The sequence below is a fragment of the Ruegeria sp. CL7 genome (genome assembly GCF_056536445.1).
Map to the genome: position 1 here is coordinate 48,129 of NZ_JBQFPQ010000003.1, position 14,078 is coordinate 62,206.

A 14,078-nucleotide genomic window follows, 5' to 3' on the forward strand; every position below is an offset into this window, starting at 1 on the left:
ATTTTTTCAAAAATACTCCTGCCGGAGGCATCGCACGTCCGCGCGATCAGACGCGCATTGGCATGACGACGTAAACTGCGCTCTGGTCATTGCCTTCGCGCATCAGGGTCGGGTCGCCAGCTGAATTGAACATGAACACCGCATTCTCTCGATCCACCTGAGACGCGATCTCCAGCAGATATTTGGCATTGAACCCGATCTCCAGACGCTCATCACCATAGGCGACCGCCAGTTCTTCCTCGGCCGCGCCACTGTCTGGTGCGTTCACCGACAGGACCAGCTTGTCGCCATCCAGTTGCAGCTTCACCGCACGCGAACGCTCGGAAGACACCGTTGCCACCCGGTCCACGGCCTGTGCGAACTCGGCAGCATCCACTTCCAGCTTGCGCGTATTTCCTTGCGGGATAACGCGCGTGTAGTCGGGAAAGGTTCCGTCAATGACCTTCGAGGTCAGCGTGATATCAGGCGTGGCGAAACGCACCTTGGTTTCGCTGACCGAAACCGCGATATCCATTTCATCATCGTCCAGCAGCTTGCGCAGTTCGCCTACGGTTTTACGCGGGACGATAACGCCCGGCATGCCCTCTGCACCATCCGGCAAATCGGCATCGATCCGAGCAAGCCGGTGGCCGTCGGTGGCCACGCAGCGCAGCACCTTGCCGCCATCGGATCCGTCGGCCACATGCATATAGACACCGTTCAGATAATACCGGGTCTCTTCTGTTGAGATTGCGAATTTCGACTTGTCGAACAACCGTCGCAGCAGGGCAGCCGAAGCCGTGAAATTTGATTGATACTCCGACGACGCCATGACCGGGAAATCCTCTTTCGGCAGCGTCGCCAGCGAGAAATTCGACCGACCCGCCTCAACCGTCAGACGCCCTGCCGCGCTGTCCGCGGTCAGCGTGACCAACGCTCCGTCGGGCAGTTTGCGCACGATCTCGTGCAAGGTGGTCGCGGCCACGGTGGTGGCACCGGCTTTCTCGACCTGCGCCGGGGCTTTGTCGACCACTTCGATATCCAGATCGGTCGCGCGAAACAGCGCCTGATCGCCTTCCGCCTCAATCAGGACATTCGCAAGTATGGGAATGGTATTGCGGCGTTCCACTACGGATTGGGCCTGCGAAACGGCCTTGAGAAGGGTGCCGCGTTCGATGCTGATCTTCATACCCTCAATTCCTCTGACTTGCGTACCGACATGGGCGGGACTGGCACGTTAGCGGTTCCACCCTGAGGCACAAGGATTTTTTACGGATTTCTGGGTTGGATTGCGTCCAGCGTCAAGGGCAGCGTGCCTGACAGGCACCAGTTCTGATCCAACCGTGGACTAATGCGCACAAGAAACGCCCCGGACCCAAGGAACCGGGGCGGTTTCCTGCATTAAAGGCGCGGATCAGGCTTCAAGCGACCGGCGCAGCATTTCCACGTCTTCAGCGATCTGACCGTCGGTCAGCTTCAACTCTTCAATGCGCTTGACGCCATGCATGACCGTCGTGTGATCGCGCCCGCCAAAACGGCGGCCAATCTCGGGCAGCGACCGGCTGGTCAACTGCTTGCACAGATACATCGCCACCTGACGCGGACGCGCGTAAGAGCGCAGGCGCTTCGGGCCGATGATGTCAGAAAGCCGGATGTTGTAATACTCGGACACCTTCCGCTGGATCTCTTCAACGGTGATCTTGCGTTCCGAGGCGCGCAGCACATCCGCCAGACAATCCTGCGTCAGTTCCATGTCGATCTCGCGGCCAACCAGCGAGGCAAAAGCGAACAGACGGGTCAGGGCACCTTCCAGCACCCGAACATTGGTCGAGATGCGATGCGCCAGGAATTCCAGAACGCCATCGGCAATCGCCAGGTCCGGATAGGATGAGCTGTATTGCTGCACCTTGTTCTGCAAAATGCCCAGACGCAGTTCATAATCGGTCGGGTGCAGATCAACCACCAGACCACATTGCAGGCGGGATTTCACCCGGTCTTCCAGATCCTTGATCTCACCCGGGGCGCGGTCGGCCGAGATGATGATCTGTTTATTCTGATCCACCAGCGCGTTGAACGTGTGGAAAAACTCTTCCTGAGTGGAATCCTTGCCGGCGATGAACTGCACGTCGTCAACCATCAAAACGTCAACCGAACGGAACAGGTGTTTGAAATCCATCATCCGACGCTCGCGCAGGGCCTGCACGAACCGGTACATGAACTGTTCCGCTGACAGGTACAGAACGTTGAGTTCCGGATGTTTGGTTTTCAGCTCCCATGCAATGGCGTGCATCAAGTGGGTCTTACCCAGCCCCACGCCGCCGTACAGAACCAGCGGATTGAAGGTTACCGGCCCGCCCTCGGATACCCGACGCGCGGCCGCATGGGCCAGTTCATTGGGCTTGCCGACGACAAAACTGTCAAAGGTAAAGCGGGAATCCAACGGGGCAGCCTGAAGCGATTCCAATGTATCCTGCGCCGGGTCCTCGCTCGGCGCGGCGACAGGTTCAGGCTTTGCCACCGGCGGCGTATCGACAGCTGGCTTAGGCCGTGCAGGCGAGTTTGCAGCGACGCGGAAATCCAGACGCTGCACAGTTTCACCTGCGGTGTTCAGCTCGTATAAAATGAGGTCGGCAAAATTCTGGCTGACGTAATTGCCCATGAAATTGGTCGGCACCGAGAAAACCGCCACGCCGTCCTGAAGCTCCTTGAATTCCAAAGGCTCGATCCAGGTCGTATAATTGTTCCGACCGATGGCCTTCAGCAACTTGTTACGCAGTAGTCCCCATTTTTCTTGTGTCATTAAGCGCCTCACGCATCCCATTCTTATTGGCCTGTCAGCCTTATTCATACGAAGCCGGTTTCCCGGTGTTGTATTCACACGCAATAGGTATCCAATCGCCAAACCAGTCGGCTTGGCGGGACCATCCCGAATAGCCCGGCAACCCCCAATTCTGACGCTCAGCAATAACGGAACGTCCCGAAAATCGGGTTGCACGTCGCAATCTCAATTTTTAGACAGGGCCAAGATCACCGAGTTTATTCCGGCTTCCATGGCAGATCGGCAGCCTGGCTCAAGCCAGTCGTCGACAATTGTCCCCAGATCGCTCTGATGCCCGTCAGTTCGATCGGGAAAACAGCCTGTCCCCCCAAGCGAGTGAATCGCTGACATCAGTCGTAGCAATTCAGAGAGGGGCGCGGCAACGAAACTCTGATATTGACTCGGGTCTTTGGGCGAAAGAATCTCTCGGTTTTGTGAAGGCGCGGTTTTCTGGCAACACGACAAAAGGCGCCGTGATGCACGACGCCTTTTCAGAATGGTTCAGCCTTTCTGACGTGACCTTGGGTCACCCAAAAGCTTAGCCCAGTGCTTTGACGCGCGCGGACAGGCGCGACATTTTGCGGGCGGCGGTGTTCTTGTGGAAAACACCCTTGGTAACGCCGCGCATCAGCTCGGGCTGAGCCGCACGCAGAGCAGCAGTCGCCGCGTCCTTGTCGCCGGATGCGATCGCTTCTTCGACTTTACGCAGATAGGTGCGGATGCGCGAACGACGCGCTTTGTTGATTGCAAAGCGCTTTTCGTTCTGACGCGCGCGTTTTTTTGCCTGAGGCGAGTTTGCCATGTGAATCTGACCTTCGTTCGGTACGTTAATCTTGGGTTGCGCGCCACGGACATATCCGCACCGGATCAGAAATCACGAGTGTGAGTCGGGCCAAGCGGGCCGCACGCGCATGTATAGCGGGGGTCTTTAGCCAATTTTCGAGAGATTGCCAAGTTGATTCTTGGAACAAGGGCCAAGAATATGGGGCGGGCTTGAAACACCCGCCTCAGAGGTCCCGCGCTTTACTTGTCGCGGAATTGCGCCGTGCGCTTTTCCAGGAACGCGGCCATGCCTTCCTTCTGATCTTCGGTAGCGAACATCGAATGGAAGACACGACGCTCGAACAACATACCTTCACTCAGCGGAAGCTCGTAGCTGCGGTTCACCGCTTCTTTCGCGGCCATTGCAGTCAATTGCGATTTCTCGGCAATCTTCTGCGCTGCGCTCACGGCCTCTTCGATCAGCTTCTTGGCCGGCACCACCCGGCTGACGAGACCCGCGCGCTCGGCTTCGTCGGCATCCATGAAACGCCCGGTCAGGTTCATGTCCATCGATTTGGATTTACCCACGAACCGCGTCAGACGCTGACTTCCACCCAGACCGGCAATGACGCCCAGATTGATCTCGGGCTGGCCGAATTTCGCGGTGTCCGCCGCGATGATGAAATCGCACAGCATGGCAAGTTCACAGCCACCGCCCAGCGCATAGCCCGCAACGGCCGCGATGATCGGCTTGCGAATCGCGGTCACACGATCATTCGCATCGGCAAAAAGGTTGATGTTGTAGACGTCGACAAAACTCATCTCGGACATTTCCTTGATGTCCGCGCCGGCGGCGAAGGCCTTGTCCGATCCGGTTATCACGATGCAGCGCACCTTGTCGTTGCTGTCCGCATCTTCCAGCGCGGTGCAGAGCTCACCCAGCAACTGGGTGTTCAACGCGTTCAACGCATCCGGTCGGTTGAGTTTGATAAGTGCGACGTGGTCTTCGATTTCGACGATGATCGTCTCAAAAGCCATGAGGAGAAAGCTTCCGGTTGTTCCGTTCAGGTACGATTCCTTACCACGCGAAAAACTTGGATCAAGCTATCTTTGGCATTGCGCACAATAGAAGGATGAGCGACCGGACTGGGTGATTCTCTTGATCGGCGCTCCGCACCCTTCGGTCCGGCAGGCCTCGCCCTCGCGGCCATAGACATCAAACTTGTGCTGAAAATATCCAAGTTCTCCATCGGCTTGGCGGAAATCCCGCAGCGAAGACCCACCGGCTTCGATGGCGTCCTGCAACACCTGCCGGATGATCGGAACAAGCGCCGCCACGCGGGGCGCGGAAATCTGTCCGGCTTTGCGACGTGGCGACACTCGGCCGCGATAAAGAGCTTCGCAAACATAGATATTGCCCAGACCGGCAACGATTCCCTGATCCAGCAGGGCGGATTTGACAGGGGTGTTCTTGCCTTTGAACGCCTTGATCAGGTGTTGGTCGTGAAAATCGTTGCCCAAGGGTTCAGGCCCCAGAAGCGACAGCAACTTGTGATCTTCGGCGTTGGCCGTTTGCATCAGGTCCATCGCGCCAAACCGGCGGGGATCGTTGAAGGTGATGCGCGCGCCGTTGGCCATATGAAAGACCACATGGTCATGTTTTTGCACGGCGGGATGGTCATGGACGAATTGCCCCAACGGGTCACCCGACACCGTCATCCGCCCCGACATACCCAGGTGGATCAGCAACGTCTCACCGCTGCTGAGATCCGCCAGAATGTATTTCGACCGCCGCCGCAGCCGCTCTACCCGCTGCCCGGTCAGCCGTTCGGCCATACGTTCGGGGAACGGCCAGCGCAGATCGGGGCGGTTCACATCAGCCCGTTCGATCACGACCCCTTCCATGGCAGGACTCAGGCCGCGTCTTACTGTCTCGACCTCAGGTAATTCGGGCATTACAGGGCTCCTAATTCAAAGGGCCGCATTGTGCCCGCCTCTCTTGGCCCTATAACAGAGGCGAAAATCGACAAACGGCAAGGCAAATGTCCGACAACATCGACAAGACCACTCATTTCGGTTTCGAAACCGTCCCCGAGGCCGAAAAGGCAGGGCGCGTACAGGGCGTGTTCAACTCGGTTGCCTCGAAATATGACGTGATGAACGACGTCATGTCGATGGGCATCCACCGGGTCTGGAAGGACGCGATGATGGACTGGCTGGCGCCACGCCCCGGCCAGCGGCTGCTGGACGTGGCCGGTGGCACGGGCGACATCTCGTTCAGGTTCCTCAAGCGCGCGGGTCACGGCCACGCCACGGTCCTGGACCTGACCGAGCCGATGCTGATCGAAGGGCGCCAACGTGCCGAGGCAGATCAGATGTCGGGCAGCCTGAACTGGGTCGTGGGCGATGCCATGGCCCTGCCCTTCGAAGACAATACATTCGATGTTTACACGATCTCGTTCGGCATTCGGAACGTCACCCGCCCGCAAGAAGCTTTGAACGAGGCTTACCGCGTGCTGAAACCCGGCGGCCGCCTGATGGTGCTGGAATTCAGCCAGCTGCCCAATGAGGGGCTGCAGAAGCTCTACGACCTTTACAGCTTCAACGTCATCCCGCGCATGGGAAAACTGATCGCCAATGACTATGACAGCTATCAGTACCTGGTCGAATCGATCCGAAAATTTCCCGATCAGGAAACGTTCCTGAACATGGTTCGCACAGCAGGTTTCGAAAACGCCAAATACCGGAACCTGAGCATGGGTATCGCCGCGCTGCATTCCGGCTGGAAGATCTGACACATGCGTGGTCCCCATAACATCATCCGCCTGATCCGCACAGGCGCCACGCTCGAGCGCACAGGCGCCATGAACGTGGTACTGGATGCGTTCGAAGCCCCGCGCGCCGTACGCATCCTGGCCCACGCATTGGGCAAACCCTTTCAATGGCTTGGCTACAAAGGCGACCCCGGTATGCCACCGGCAACGCGCGCCCTGACGGCGCTTGGCCCCGCCTATATCAAATTCGGGCAAGTGCTTTCGACCCGCCCTGACGTCGTTGGAAATGAACTGGCCGAGCAACTGCGCGTTCTGCAAGACAAGCTGCCCCCTTTCTCCAAAGCCGACGCGATGGCCGAAGTCGAGAAAGAACTGGGTCAGCCGATCTCGGACATGTTCAGCGAATTCAGCGAACCGATTGCCGCAGCCTCGATTGCGCAGGTTCACAAGGCCAAGCTGACCAGCACGGGTGAGGATGTCGCAGTGAAAGTCCTGCGTCCGGGGATCGAACGCGCGTTCCGCAAAGATGTCGATGCGTTCTATTTTGCCGCCCGGATCGTCCAGCTCTTCGCCCCCGGCGCGCGCCGTCTGCGACCGGTGGAGGTGATCGAGCATTTCGACGGTGTCGTGCGCGGCGAACTGGATCTGCGTCTGGAAAGCGCGGCGGCCTCCGAATATGCCGCCAACACCAAGGACGACACCGGCTTCTGGCTGCCGCCCGTTGTGTGGTCACTGTCCGCGCGGCGCGTCATGACGCTCAGCTGGGCGGACGGGATCGCGCTGGGTGACAATGATGCTCTGGATGCCGCAGGTCACAACCGCAATGATCTGGCCGAACGTGTCCTGCGCCTGTTCCTCCTCCATGCGCTGCGCGACGGCTTTTTCCACGCCGACATGCACCAGGGCAACCTCAAGGTCGCCGCGAACGGAGACATCATTGCCTATGACTATGGCATCATGGGGCATATCGATGAATACACGCGCCGGGTCTATGCCGAAATCCTGTTTGGCTTCATCCGCCGCGACTACAAACGTGTGGCCGAGGTGCATTTCGAAGCCGGCTATGTTCCCGCCAACCAGGACGTGGACGAGTTCGCCCGCGCCCTGCGTGCCGTGGGCGAGCCGATCTTCGGCATGGATGCCACGCATATTTCCATGGGGCGGTTGCTGAGCTATCTGTTCGAAGTGACCGAACGGTTCGGGATGGAAACACGAACCGAGCTGATCCTGCTGCAACGCACCATGGTTGTCGTCGAAGGCGTTGCGCGCTCACTCGACCCTCATATGAACATCTGGGAAGTCGCCCGCCCCGTGGTCGAAGACTACATCAAACAATCCATCGGCCCTCGGGCGGCCCTGCGTGATTTTGGGAAAACCGCAATGGTGCTGGCCCGCTTCGGCCCGCGTCTGCCGGCACTGGTCGAAAACGCACTGATTGCGCAGACACAGAAGGACGAACCGCAGACGCCCACCTTTTGGTCCTTTGCTCTGCCCGCCACGATCGGCGCCGCAGCAGGTGCGGCGCTAGTCTTGCTGATCAACGCGCTCAGCTGAACCAACCCGCCTGCTTCATCTGGCCACAAATATCCTCGGGGGGATCGCGCCCTGGCGCGATGGGGGCAGACAGCCCCCCGCACCCCTTCCGGGTCAGAGCCGCTCGATGGCGATGGCAATCCCCTGACCGCCCCCGATGCACATGGTGATCAACCCTTTGGATCCGCCGGAACGTTCCAGCTCGTACAGTGCTTTCAGCGTGATGATCGCACCCGTGGCCCCCACCGGATGCCCCAGCGCAATCGCACCGCCGTTGGGGTTCACCTTGCTCGCATCCAATCCAAGCTCCTGATTCACGGCCAGTGCCTGCGCGGCGAAGGCTTCATTGCTTTCGATCACGTCGAAATCTTCCGCTGACAGACCCGTCTTCGCAAACAGGTTTTGCACTGCCGGAACCGGACCGATGCCCATGACTTCCGGCCGCACGCCTGCATGCGCATAACCAATCACACGCGCCTTCGGTTTCAACCCGGCCCTTTCGGCCGCATCCGCTGTCGCCAGCACCATCGCCGCCGCGCCGTCATTGATGCCCGAGGCATTCCCGGCTGTCACACGCCCGTCCTTCTTGAATACCGGGCGCAGACCGGCCAACGCTTCGGCGGTCGTCGCCTTTGGATGCTCGTCGACTTTGAAATCGACCATGTCCCGCTTGACCTTGACCTGTACCGGAGTGATCTGGCTGTCGAAGTAACCGGCCTCGATCGCCGCCGCCGCACGTGTCTGGCTGTCCAATGCGAACGCATCCATCTGTTCGCGGCTGATCTGATGCTCATCCGCCACGTTTTCGGCCGTCACCCCCATATGTCCGGTGCCAAAGGGGCAGTTCAACGCGCCCAGCATCATGTCCAGCGCGGTGACGTCGCCCATCTTTGCGCCCCAGCGCGCCTGCGGAACGATATAGGGGCTTCGGGACATGCTTTCTGCTCCACCTGCCACCGCAAAGTCAGCATCGCCCAGCATCAGGGACTGCATGGCTGACACGATCGCCTGCGCGCCGGATCCGCACAGGCGGTTCACGTTCATGGCCGGCGTACCATTGGGAATGCCCGCCTGCATGGCGGCGACGCGCGACAGATACATGTCACGCGGTTCAGTGTTGATCACATGACCGAACACCACATGCCCGATCTGCGCCCCCTCAACCCCCGATCGCTCAAGCGCCGCTTCGGTCGCGACAGTGGCCAGATCAATCGGCGCGGTTGAAGCCAGCGCACCACCAAAGGTGCCAATTGCGGTGCGGGCACCGTCGAGAATAACGATATCGCTCATGAGCTACTCCTCCTGAATTTCGCTGCATTATGCATGCGCAGAATGGCACTGTCGCCCCAGACGTCCCGTCACGGCGGGAATTGACATTGCGTTGCGCAGCCCCCATGGATTCCGTCATGACGGAAGACACAGACGATATCCTGAACCTCCTGCCCGCCCGCCTGAAAGAGGCACGCCGGGCCAAAGGCCTGTCCCTGGAAGCGGTCGCCAATCTCAGCGGTGTGTCCCGGTCGATGGTCAGTCAGATCGAACGCGGCGAAAGCAGCCCGACGATTTCGACCTTGTGGAACCTGACACGCGCCTTGCAGGTGGATTTCGCCGGTCTCTTGGAGGGCACAAAGACCACGGACCAGATCGAGGTGCTCAGAAACTCCGAAGTGCCCAGCATCGACAATATGGGGCAGAACTGCCGAATTCGCATCCTGTCACCGCCGGAAGAGGCCGGGGGTCATGAAGTCTATGATATCGAATTTGACAAGGACGGGGCCCTGAACAGCCAACCCCACGCCCGCGGCGCCCGTGAACAGCTCACCGTGCTGGAAGGTGCGGTCAGGGTCACTTCAGGCAATGCGGTGACCGAGTTGAATCAGGGGGATACAGCCCGATATGCCGCCGACATTACGCATTCCATCTGTGCCCAAGGGCCAGCCCGGGTATTCCTGATCGTAAAAAACGCCTGACATCCGCGAAATTCCGCCTTCACGGATATTTTTCCTTCATATTGAATTTCCCCTATTTGGGAATTTCATCCGCTATGTTAGATGTGCGACTCAGTTGAACGGAGGTCGCCATGGCAGATGTATTCCTGTCCCATATCACGGACACACTTGCGCAGATCGAATCTGAGGGTCTTTACAAACGCGAACGAATGATCACCTCACCTCAGGGCGGTGAGATCACTGTGGGCGGCAAGCAGGTGATCAACCTCTGTGCCAACAACTATCTGGGTCTGGCGGATCACCCGGCGCTGATCGAGGCCGCGACACAAGCGATGGGGCCCAAAGGATTCGGCATGGCGTCGGTTCGGTTCATCTGTGGCACGCAAGACATTCACCGCGAACTGGAACAACGTCTTGCCAATTTCCTGAACAAGGACGACTCCATCCTCTTTGCCGCTTGTTTCGACGCCAATGGCGGGCTGTTTGAACCTCTGCTGGGACCGGAAGACGCCATCATTTCGGACAGCCTGAACCACGCCTCGATCATCGACGGCGTGCGGCTGTGCAAGGCCAAACGCTATCGCTATCTGAACAACGACATGAATGACCTCGAAGCCTGGCTGAAACAGGCGCGCGAAGACGGGGCGCGGCATATCATGATCGCCACCGATGGCGTGTTCTCGATGGACGGCTATCTGGCCAACCTGCCAAAAATCCGGGAACTGGCCGATAAATACGATGCAATTGTCATGGTGGACGATTGCCATGCGACCGGTTTCATGGGGCCGAACGGGGCCGGCACACCCGATCATTTCGGCGTCGATGTGGATATTCTGACGGGAACCTTGGGCAAGGCACTTGGGGGGGCAATCGGCGGCTATATCGCCGGGCCGCAGCCAGTGATCGACCTGCTGCGGCAGCGGGCGCGGCCCTATCTGTTCTCAAACTCGCTGCCGCCCTCGATCGTCGCCGCCGGGTTGGAAGCGATCCGCCTGGTCGAAGAAGGCGACATGCTGCGCGCGCAACTCTTCGGCAACGCCAAATATTGGCGCGCCGGGCTGGAAAAGCTTGGCTTTGACCTGCTGCCTGGGGAACACCCGATCATCCCGGTGATGCTGGGTGAGGCTCAGCTGGCACAGGACATGGCGTCACGGCTGTTCGACGAAGGCGTCTATGTTTCGGGCTTCTTCTTCCCGGTCGTCCCACGCGGGCAAGCGCGGATCAGAACGCAGATGAATGCGGCTCTGACCAGGGATGAACTGGACCGCGCCCTGTCCGCATTTGGCAAGGTCGGCAAAGAGCTGGGGGTCATCAAATGATCCTTCCATCGGTCATCGACGTGATCGGCGACACCCCCATGGTCGAACTGTCGCGCGTGTGTGCCCATCAGAAGCTGAACGGGCGGATCATCGCCAAGCTTGACTATTTGCTGCCGGGGTTTTCGAAAAAGGACCGTGCGGCGAAGTCCATCATCGAAACGGCGCGCGCAGACGGGACTTTGTCACCGGGGCAAACGGTGGTCGAGCTGACCTCGGGCAATATGGGCACCGGGCTGGCCATTGTCTGCGGTATTCTGGGCCATCCTTTCGTGGCTGTCATGAGCGCCGGAAACTCGATCGAACGCGCGCGTATGATGCGGGCCCTGGGGGCCGAAGTTGTCATCGTGCCCCAGGCCCCCGGCAGCAAACCCGGCGAAGTCTCTGGGGCCGATCTTGAACTGGTCGATGTCAAGGCGAAGCGCATCACAGTTGAACGCAACGCATTTCGTGCGGATCAATTTGGCCATTCGGGAAACCCCAAGGCACACGAAACCGGGACCGGGCCCGAGATCTGGGCGCAATCCGAAGGCACCGTCACGGCATTCTGCGACTTTGCCGGATCGGGCGGAACGCTGGCCGGAGCGGCAGAGTATCTGAACCGGCACGCCGTGCGATGCTATGCCGTGGAACCTGCGGGCGCGCGCGCTTTGGCCGGTGAGCCGGTTTCGACCCCGGACCATCCCATTCAGGGCGGCGGTTACGCCATGGGTGATCTGGTGCATTTGAAGGATAGCCGATTGGCCGGACATCTTGCTGTTTCGGGGAAGGCCGCGCGGGATTGCGCCCGACTTCTGGCCCGGACCGAGGGGATATTCGCCGGCTATTCGGCAGGCGCGAATCTTGCCGCGGCGATTGAACTGCTGCGCGGCCCCGAAGAAGGCGGCTGTGTCGCCATCGTCATGTGTGACAGCGGCCTGAAATACCTGTCGACCGATTTGTGGGAGTAAACATATGCGACCCAACACAATGAAAGCACTGGAAAAATCCAAACCCAAAGAAGGGTTGTGGATGGTGCAGGCCCCGATCCCCGAAATTGGCCCCGATGATGTGCTGATCCGTATCAACAAGACGGGTATCTGCGGCACCGACATCCATATCTGGAACTGGGACGAGTGGGCGTCTCATACCGTGCCGGTTCCGATGATCACTGGCCATGAGTTTGCCGGAGAGATCGTCGAGATCGGGCGCAACGTGACCGGGCTTGAAATCGGCCAGCGATGCTCGGGCGAGGGCCATCTGATCACCACCGACAGCCGCCAGAGCCGCGCCGGAAAGTTTCACCTGGATCCGGGAACCCGGGGCATTGGAGTGAACGAACAGGGCGCATTTGCCGAATACCTGAAACTGCCTGCCTTCAACGTGGTTCCCTTGCCCGACGACATACCGGATGAGATCGGAGCCATCCTCGATCCGCTGGGCAATGCGGTGCATACTGCCCTCAGCTTTGATTTGCTGGGAGAGGACGTTCTGATCACGGGTGCGGGCCCCATCGGTATCATGGCCGCTGCCGTCGCTCGTCACGCGGGTGCACGCAACGTGGTCATCACCGACATCAACGCAGACCGATTGAAACTGGCCGAACATGTGGTTCCTTCGGTGCGGACCGTCGATGTCTCCACCGAGGACTTGCGGGACGTCATCGCCGAGCTTGGGATGAAGGAAGGGTTCGATGTCGGGCTTGAAATGTCCGGCTCGCAAGCCGCCCTGGACCAGATGGTCGAAGCCTTGGTGATGGGTGGAAAGATCGCGTTGCTGGGGATTCCACCGGGCAAATCTCCGGTCGACTGGTCGCGCATCGTGTTCAAGGCGATCACGATCAAGGGGGTCTATGGGCGTGAGATGTTCGAAACGTGGTACAAGATGATCGCCATGCTGCAAAACGGTCTGGATGTGTCCCGCGTGATCACGCATCGCTTTGCGGTTGATGATTTCGCCAAAGGGTTTTCCGCGATGAAATCAGGCCTGTCCGGCAAGGTTGTTCTGGACTGGACCTAACGCGCTGGAAAGTTGCAAGTTCAGCCCCTAGACAGGTGCAGAACTTGCACAAGGGAGGCATGAGATGGGCGAGAACAAAGACGATCGTCTGTTGCAACGGGGGATCGAAGACACCCTGGTCACTGATTTCGCCGAAACGCACCGCAAAAGCTATGGCGACTTCCTGCAACTGAAGACGCTGCTGAACCTGCAAAAAACCTTTCAGGACCCCGCACAACCTGACGAGATGCTGTTCATCATCATTCATCAGGTCAGTGAGCTGTGGCTGAAACTGATGCATCACCAACTGGTCGAGGTCCGCCGGTTCCTGCAACAAGACGAATTCGGGCCCGCCATGAAAAACCTCGACCGTATCAAGGCCATTCAACGGCAATTGATTGCGGCCTGGGAAACCCTGCTGACCATGACGCCGGCCGACTATATGACGTTTCGGCAGGCCCTCGGCAACTCTTCCGGGTTTCAAAGCTATGGGTACAGGCAGATCGAGTTCATTCTGGGCAATAAGGATGCCTCGACTCTGAAAGTGCACGAGCATGACCCCGAGGTGATGGAGATGCTGAACGCCGCCCTGACCAAACCGTCCCTGTATGACGAAGTGTTGCACATGCTGGCCCGACAGGGGTTCGACGTTCCAAAGGACTTGATCGAGCGGGACTACTCCGAACCCTATTCCGGTGATCCGCGCGTGGTTCAGATCTGGGTCGACGTGTTCCGCAACACGGACAAATATTGGGATCTGTATGCGCTGGCAGAAAAGCTCATGGATGTGGAAAGCCTGTTTCAACGCTGGCGCTTTGACCACGCCACGGCGGTTGAACGTGTGATCGGAATGCAACCCGGTACCGGAGGTTCCAGCGGCGTGGCTTTCTTGCGAAAAGCACTTGAGTTGCGGTTCTTCCATGACCTCTATGATGTGCGGACAGAACTCATGTACAGCGGGCAGGGCTGA

At 59.0% G+C, this 14,078-nt stretch carries 13 protein-coding genes; 7 read left to right on the forward strand and 6 right to left on the reverse strand.

Going from position 1 to position 14,078, the window contains the following annotated elements:
• Window positions 1–46 precede the first annotated feature (46 nt).
• From dnaN to mutM, 5 genes are all read right to left on the reverse strand, one after another.
• On the reverse strand, window positions 47–1,168 hold the full coding sequence (gene dnaN, locus ACR0LI_RS10435) for a DNA polymerase III subunit beta (RefSeq protein ID WP_171617360.1): 1,122 nt from the start codon (window positions 1,166–1,168) through the stop codon (window positions 47–49).
• Between the two features lie 225 nt (window positions 1,169–1,393).
• A complete protein-coding gene (gene dnaA, locus ACR0LI_RS10440; protein WP_170345655.1) occupies window positions 1,394–2,779 on the reverse strand; it encodes a chromosomal replication initiator protein DnaA in 1,386 nt (461 codons plus the stop codon).
• A 556-nt stretch (window positions 2,780–3,335) separates the two neighbouring features.
• Complete coding sequence (gene rpsT / locus ACR0LI_RS10445) at window positions 3,336–3,599, reverse strand: 30S ribosomal protein S20 (protein ID WP_170345656.1); 264 nt, start codon at window positions 3,597–3,599, stop codon at window positions 3,336–3,338.
• Between the two features lie 221 nt (window positions 3,600–3,820).
• The gene (locus tag ACR0LI_RS10450; RefSeq protein WP_117870917.1) at window positions 3,821–4,597 is read right to left on the reverse strand and encodes an enoyl-CoA hydratase; all 777 of its coding nucleotides are present in this window, start codon (window positions 4,595–4,597) and stop codon (window positions 3,821–3,823) included.
• A gap of 66 nt (window positions 4,598–4,663) precedes the next feature.
• Entirely contained in the window at window positions 4,664–5,515 is an 852-nt protein-coding gene (gene mutM, locus ACR0LI_RS10455; RefSeq protein WP_480718482.1) for a bifunctional DNA-formamidopyrimidine glycosylase/DNA-(apurinic or apyrimidinic site) lyase, read from the reverse strand.
• Between the two features lie 86 nt (window positions 5,516–5,601).
• Here mutM and ubiE point away from each other — a divergent pair, with 86 nt between their 5' ends.
• A complete protein-coding gene (gene ubiE / locus ACR0LI_RS10460; RefSeq protein WP_171724136.1) occupies window positions 5,602–6,354 on the forward strand; it encodes a bifunctional demethylmenaquinone methyltransferase/2-methoxy-6-polyprenyl-1,4-benzoquinol methylase UbiE in 753 nt (250 codons plus the stop codon).
• A 3-nt stretch (window positions 6,355–6,357) separates the two neighbouring features.
• Window positions 6,358–7,887 (forward strand): 2-polyprenylphenol 6-hydroxylase, encoded by a 1,530-nt coding sequence (gene ubiB / locus ACR0LI_RS10465; RefSeq protein ID WP_152459789.1) that lies wholly within the window; start codon window positions 6,358–6,360, stop codon window positions 7,885–7,887.
• Window positions 7,888–7,980: 93 nt separating this feature from the next.
• Here the strand turns inward: ubiB and ACR0LI_RS10470 are convergent, their stop codons facing one another.
• Window positions 7,981–9,156, reverse strand: a complete 1,176-nt coding sequence (locus ACR0LI_RS10470; protein WP_210093232.1) for an acetyl-CoA C-acyltransferase family protein — start codon at window positions 9,154–9,156, stop codon at window positions 7,981–7,983.
• A gap of 116 nt (window positions 9,157–9,272) precedes the next feature.
• Here ACR0LI_RS10470 and ACR0LI_RS10475 point away from each other — a divergent pair, with 116 nt between their 5' ends.
• The 5 genes from ACR0LI_RS10475 to ACR0LI_RS10495 all read left to right on the forward strand — a co-directional run bounded on the left by ACR0LI_RS10475 (window position 9,273) and on the right by ACR0LI_RS10495 (window position 14,078).
• Window positions 9,273–9,836 (forward strand): helix-turn-helix domain-containing protein, encoded by a 564-nt coding sequence (locus ACR0LI_RS10475; RefSeq protein ID WP_480718483.1) that lies wholly within the window; start codon window positions 9,273–9,275, stop codon window positions 9,834–9,836.
• Window positions 9,837–9,946: 110 nt separating this feature from the next.
• The gene (locus ACR0LI_RS10480; RefSeq protein WP_480486018.1) at window positions 9,947–11,134 is read left to right on the forward strand and encodes a glycine C-acetyltransferase; all 1,188 of its coding nucleotides are present in this window, start codon (window positions 9,947–9,949) and stop codon (window positions 11,132–11,134) included.
• Window positions 11,131–12,081: a PLP-dependent cysteine synthase family protein gene (locus tag ACR0LI_RS10485; RefSeq protein WP_480718484.1), complete on the forward strand. Its 951-nt coding sequence runs from the start codon at window positions 11,131–11,133 to the stop codon at window positions 12,079–12,081. The genes ACR0LI_RS10480 and ACR0LI_RS10485 overlap by 4 nt, the downstream gene beginning before the upstream one ends.
• A 19-nt stretch (window positions 12,082–12,100) precedes the next feature.
• Window positions 12,101–13,129 carry an L-threonine 3-dehydrogenase gene (gene tdh / locus ACR0LI_RS10490; protein ID WP_480718563.1) on the forward strand — a complete coding sequence of 343 codons (1,029 nt, stop codon included), beginning with the start codon at window positions 12,101–12,103 and terminating at the stop codon, window positions 13,127–13,129.
• Window positions 13,130–13,193: 64 nt separating this feature from the next.
• On the forward strand, window positions 13,194–14,078 hold the full coding sequence (locus tag ACR0LI_RS10495; protein ID WP_480718485.1) for a tryptophan 2,3-dioxygenase: 885 nt from the start codon (window positions 13,194–13,196) through the stop codon (window positions 14,076–14,078).

What these genes read in the sequence shown, in the direction of transcription:
- dnaN (WP_171617360.1), bottom strand. Translation starts at nt 1,168, where the DNA reads ATGAAGATCAGCATCGAACGCGGCACCCTTCTCAAGGCCGTTTCGCAG.
- dnaA (WP_170345655.1), bottom strand. Translation starts at nt 2,779, where the DNA reads ATGACACAAGAAAAATGGGGACTACTGCGTAACAAGTTGCTGAAGGCC.
- rpsT (WP_170345656.1), bottom strand. Translation starts at nt 3,599, where the DNA reads ATGGCAAACTCGCCTCAGGCAAAAAAACGCGCGCGTCAGAACGAAAAG.
- ACR0LI_RS10450 (WP_117870917.1), bottom strand. Translation starts at nt 4,597, where the DNA reads ATGGCTTTTGAGACGATCATCGTCGAAATCGAAGACCACGTCGCACTT.
- mutM (WP_480718482.1), bottom strand. Translation starts at nt 5,515, where the DNA reads ATGCCCGAATTACCTGAGGTCGAGACAGTAAGACGCGGCCTGAGTCCT.
- ubiE (WP_171724136.1), top strand. Translation starts at nt 5,602, where the DNA reads ATGTCCGACAACATCGACAAGACCACTCATTTCGGTTTCGAAACCGTC.
- ubiB (WP_152459789.1), top strand. Translation starts at nt 6,358, where the DNA reads ATGCGTGGTCCCCATAACATCATCCGCCTGATCCGCACAGGCGCCACG.
- ACR0LI_RS10470 (WP_210093232.1), bottom strand. Translation starts at nt 9,156, where the DNA reads ATGAGCGATATCGTTATTCTCGACGGTGCCCGCACCGCAATTGGCACC.
- ACR0LI_RS10475 (WP_480718483.1), top strand. Translation starts at nt 9,273, where the DNA reads ATGACGGAAGACACAGACGATATCCTGAACCTCCTGCCCGCCCGCCTG.
- ACR0LI_RS10480 (WP_480486018.1), top strand. Translation starts at nt 9,947, where the DNA reads ATGGCAGATGTATTCCTGTCCCATATCACGGACACACTTGCGCAGATC.
- ACR0LI_RS10485 (WP_480718484.1), top strand. Translation starts at nt 11,131, where the DNA reads ATGATCCTTCCATCGGTCATCGACGTGATCGGCGACACCCCCATGGTC.
- tdh (WP_480718563.1), top strand. Translation starts at nt 12,101, where the DNA reads ATGAAAGCACTGGAAAAATCCAAACCCAAAGAAGGGTTGTGGATGGTG.
- ACR0LI_RS10495 (WP_480718485.1), top strand. Translation starts at nt 13,194, where the DNA reads ATGGGCGAGAACAAAGACGATCGTCTGTTGCAACGGGGGATCGAAGAC.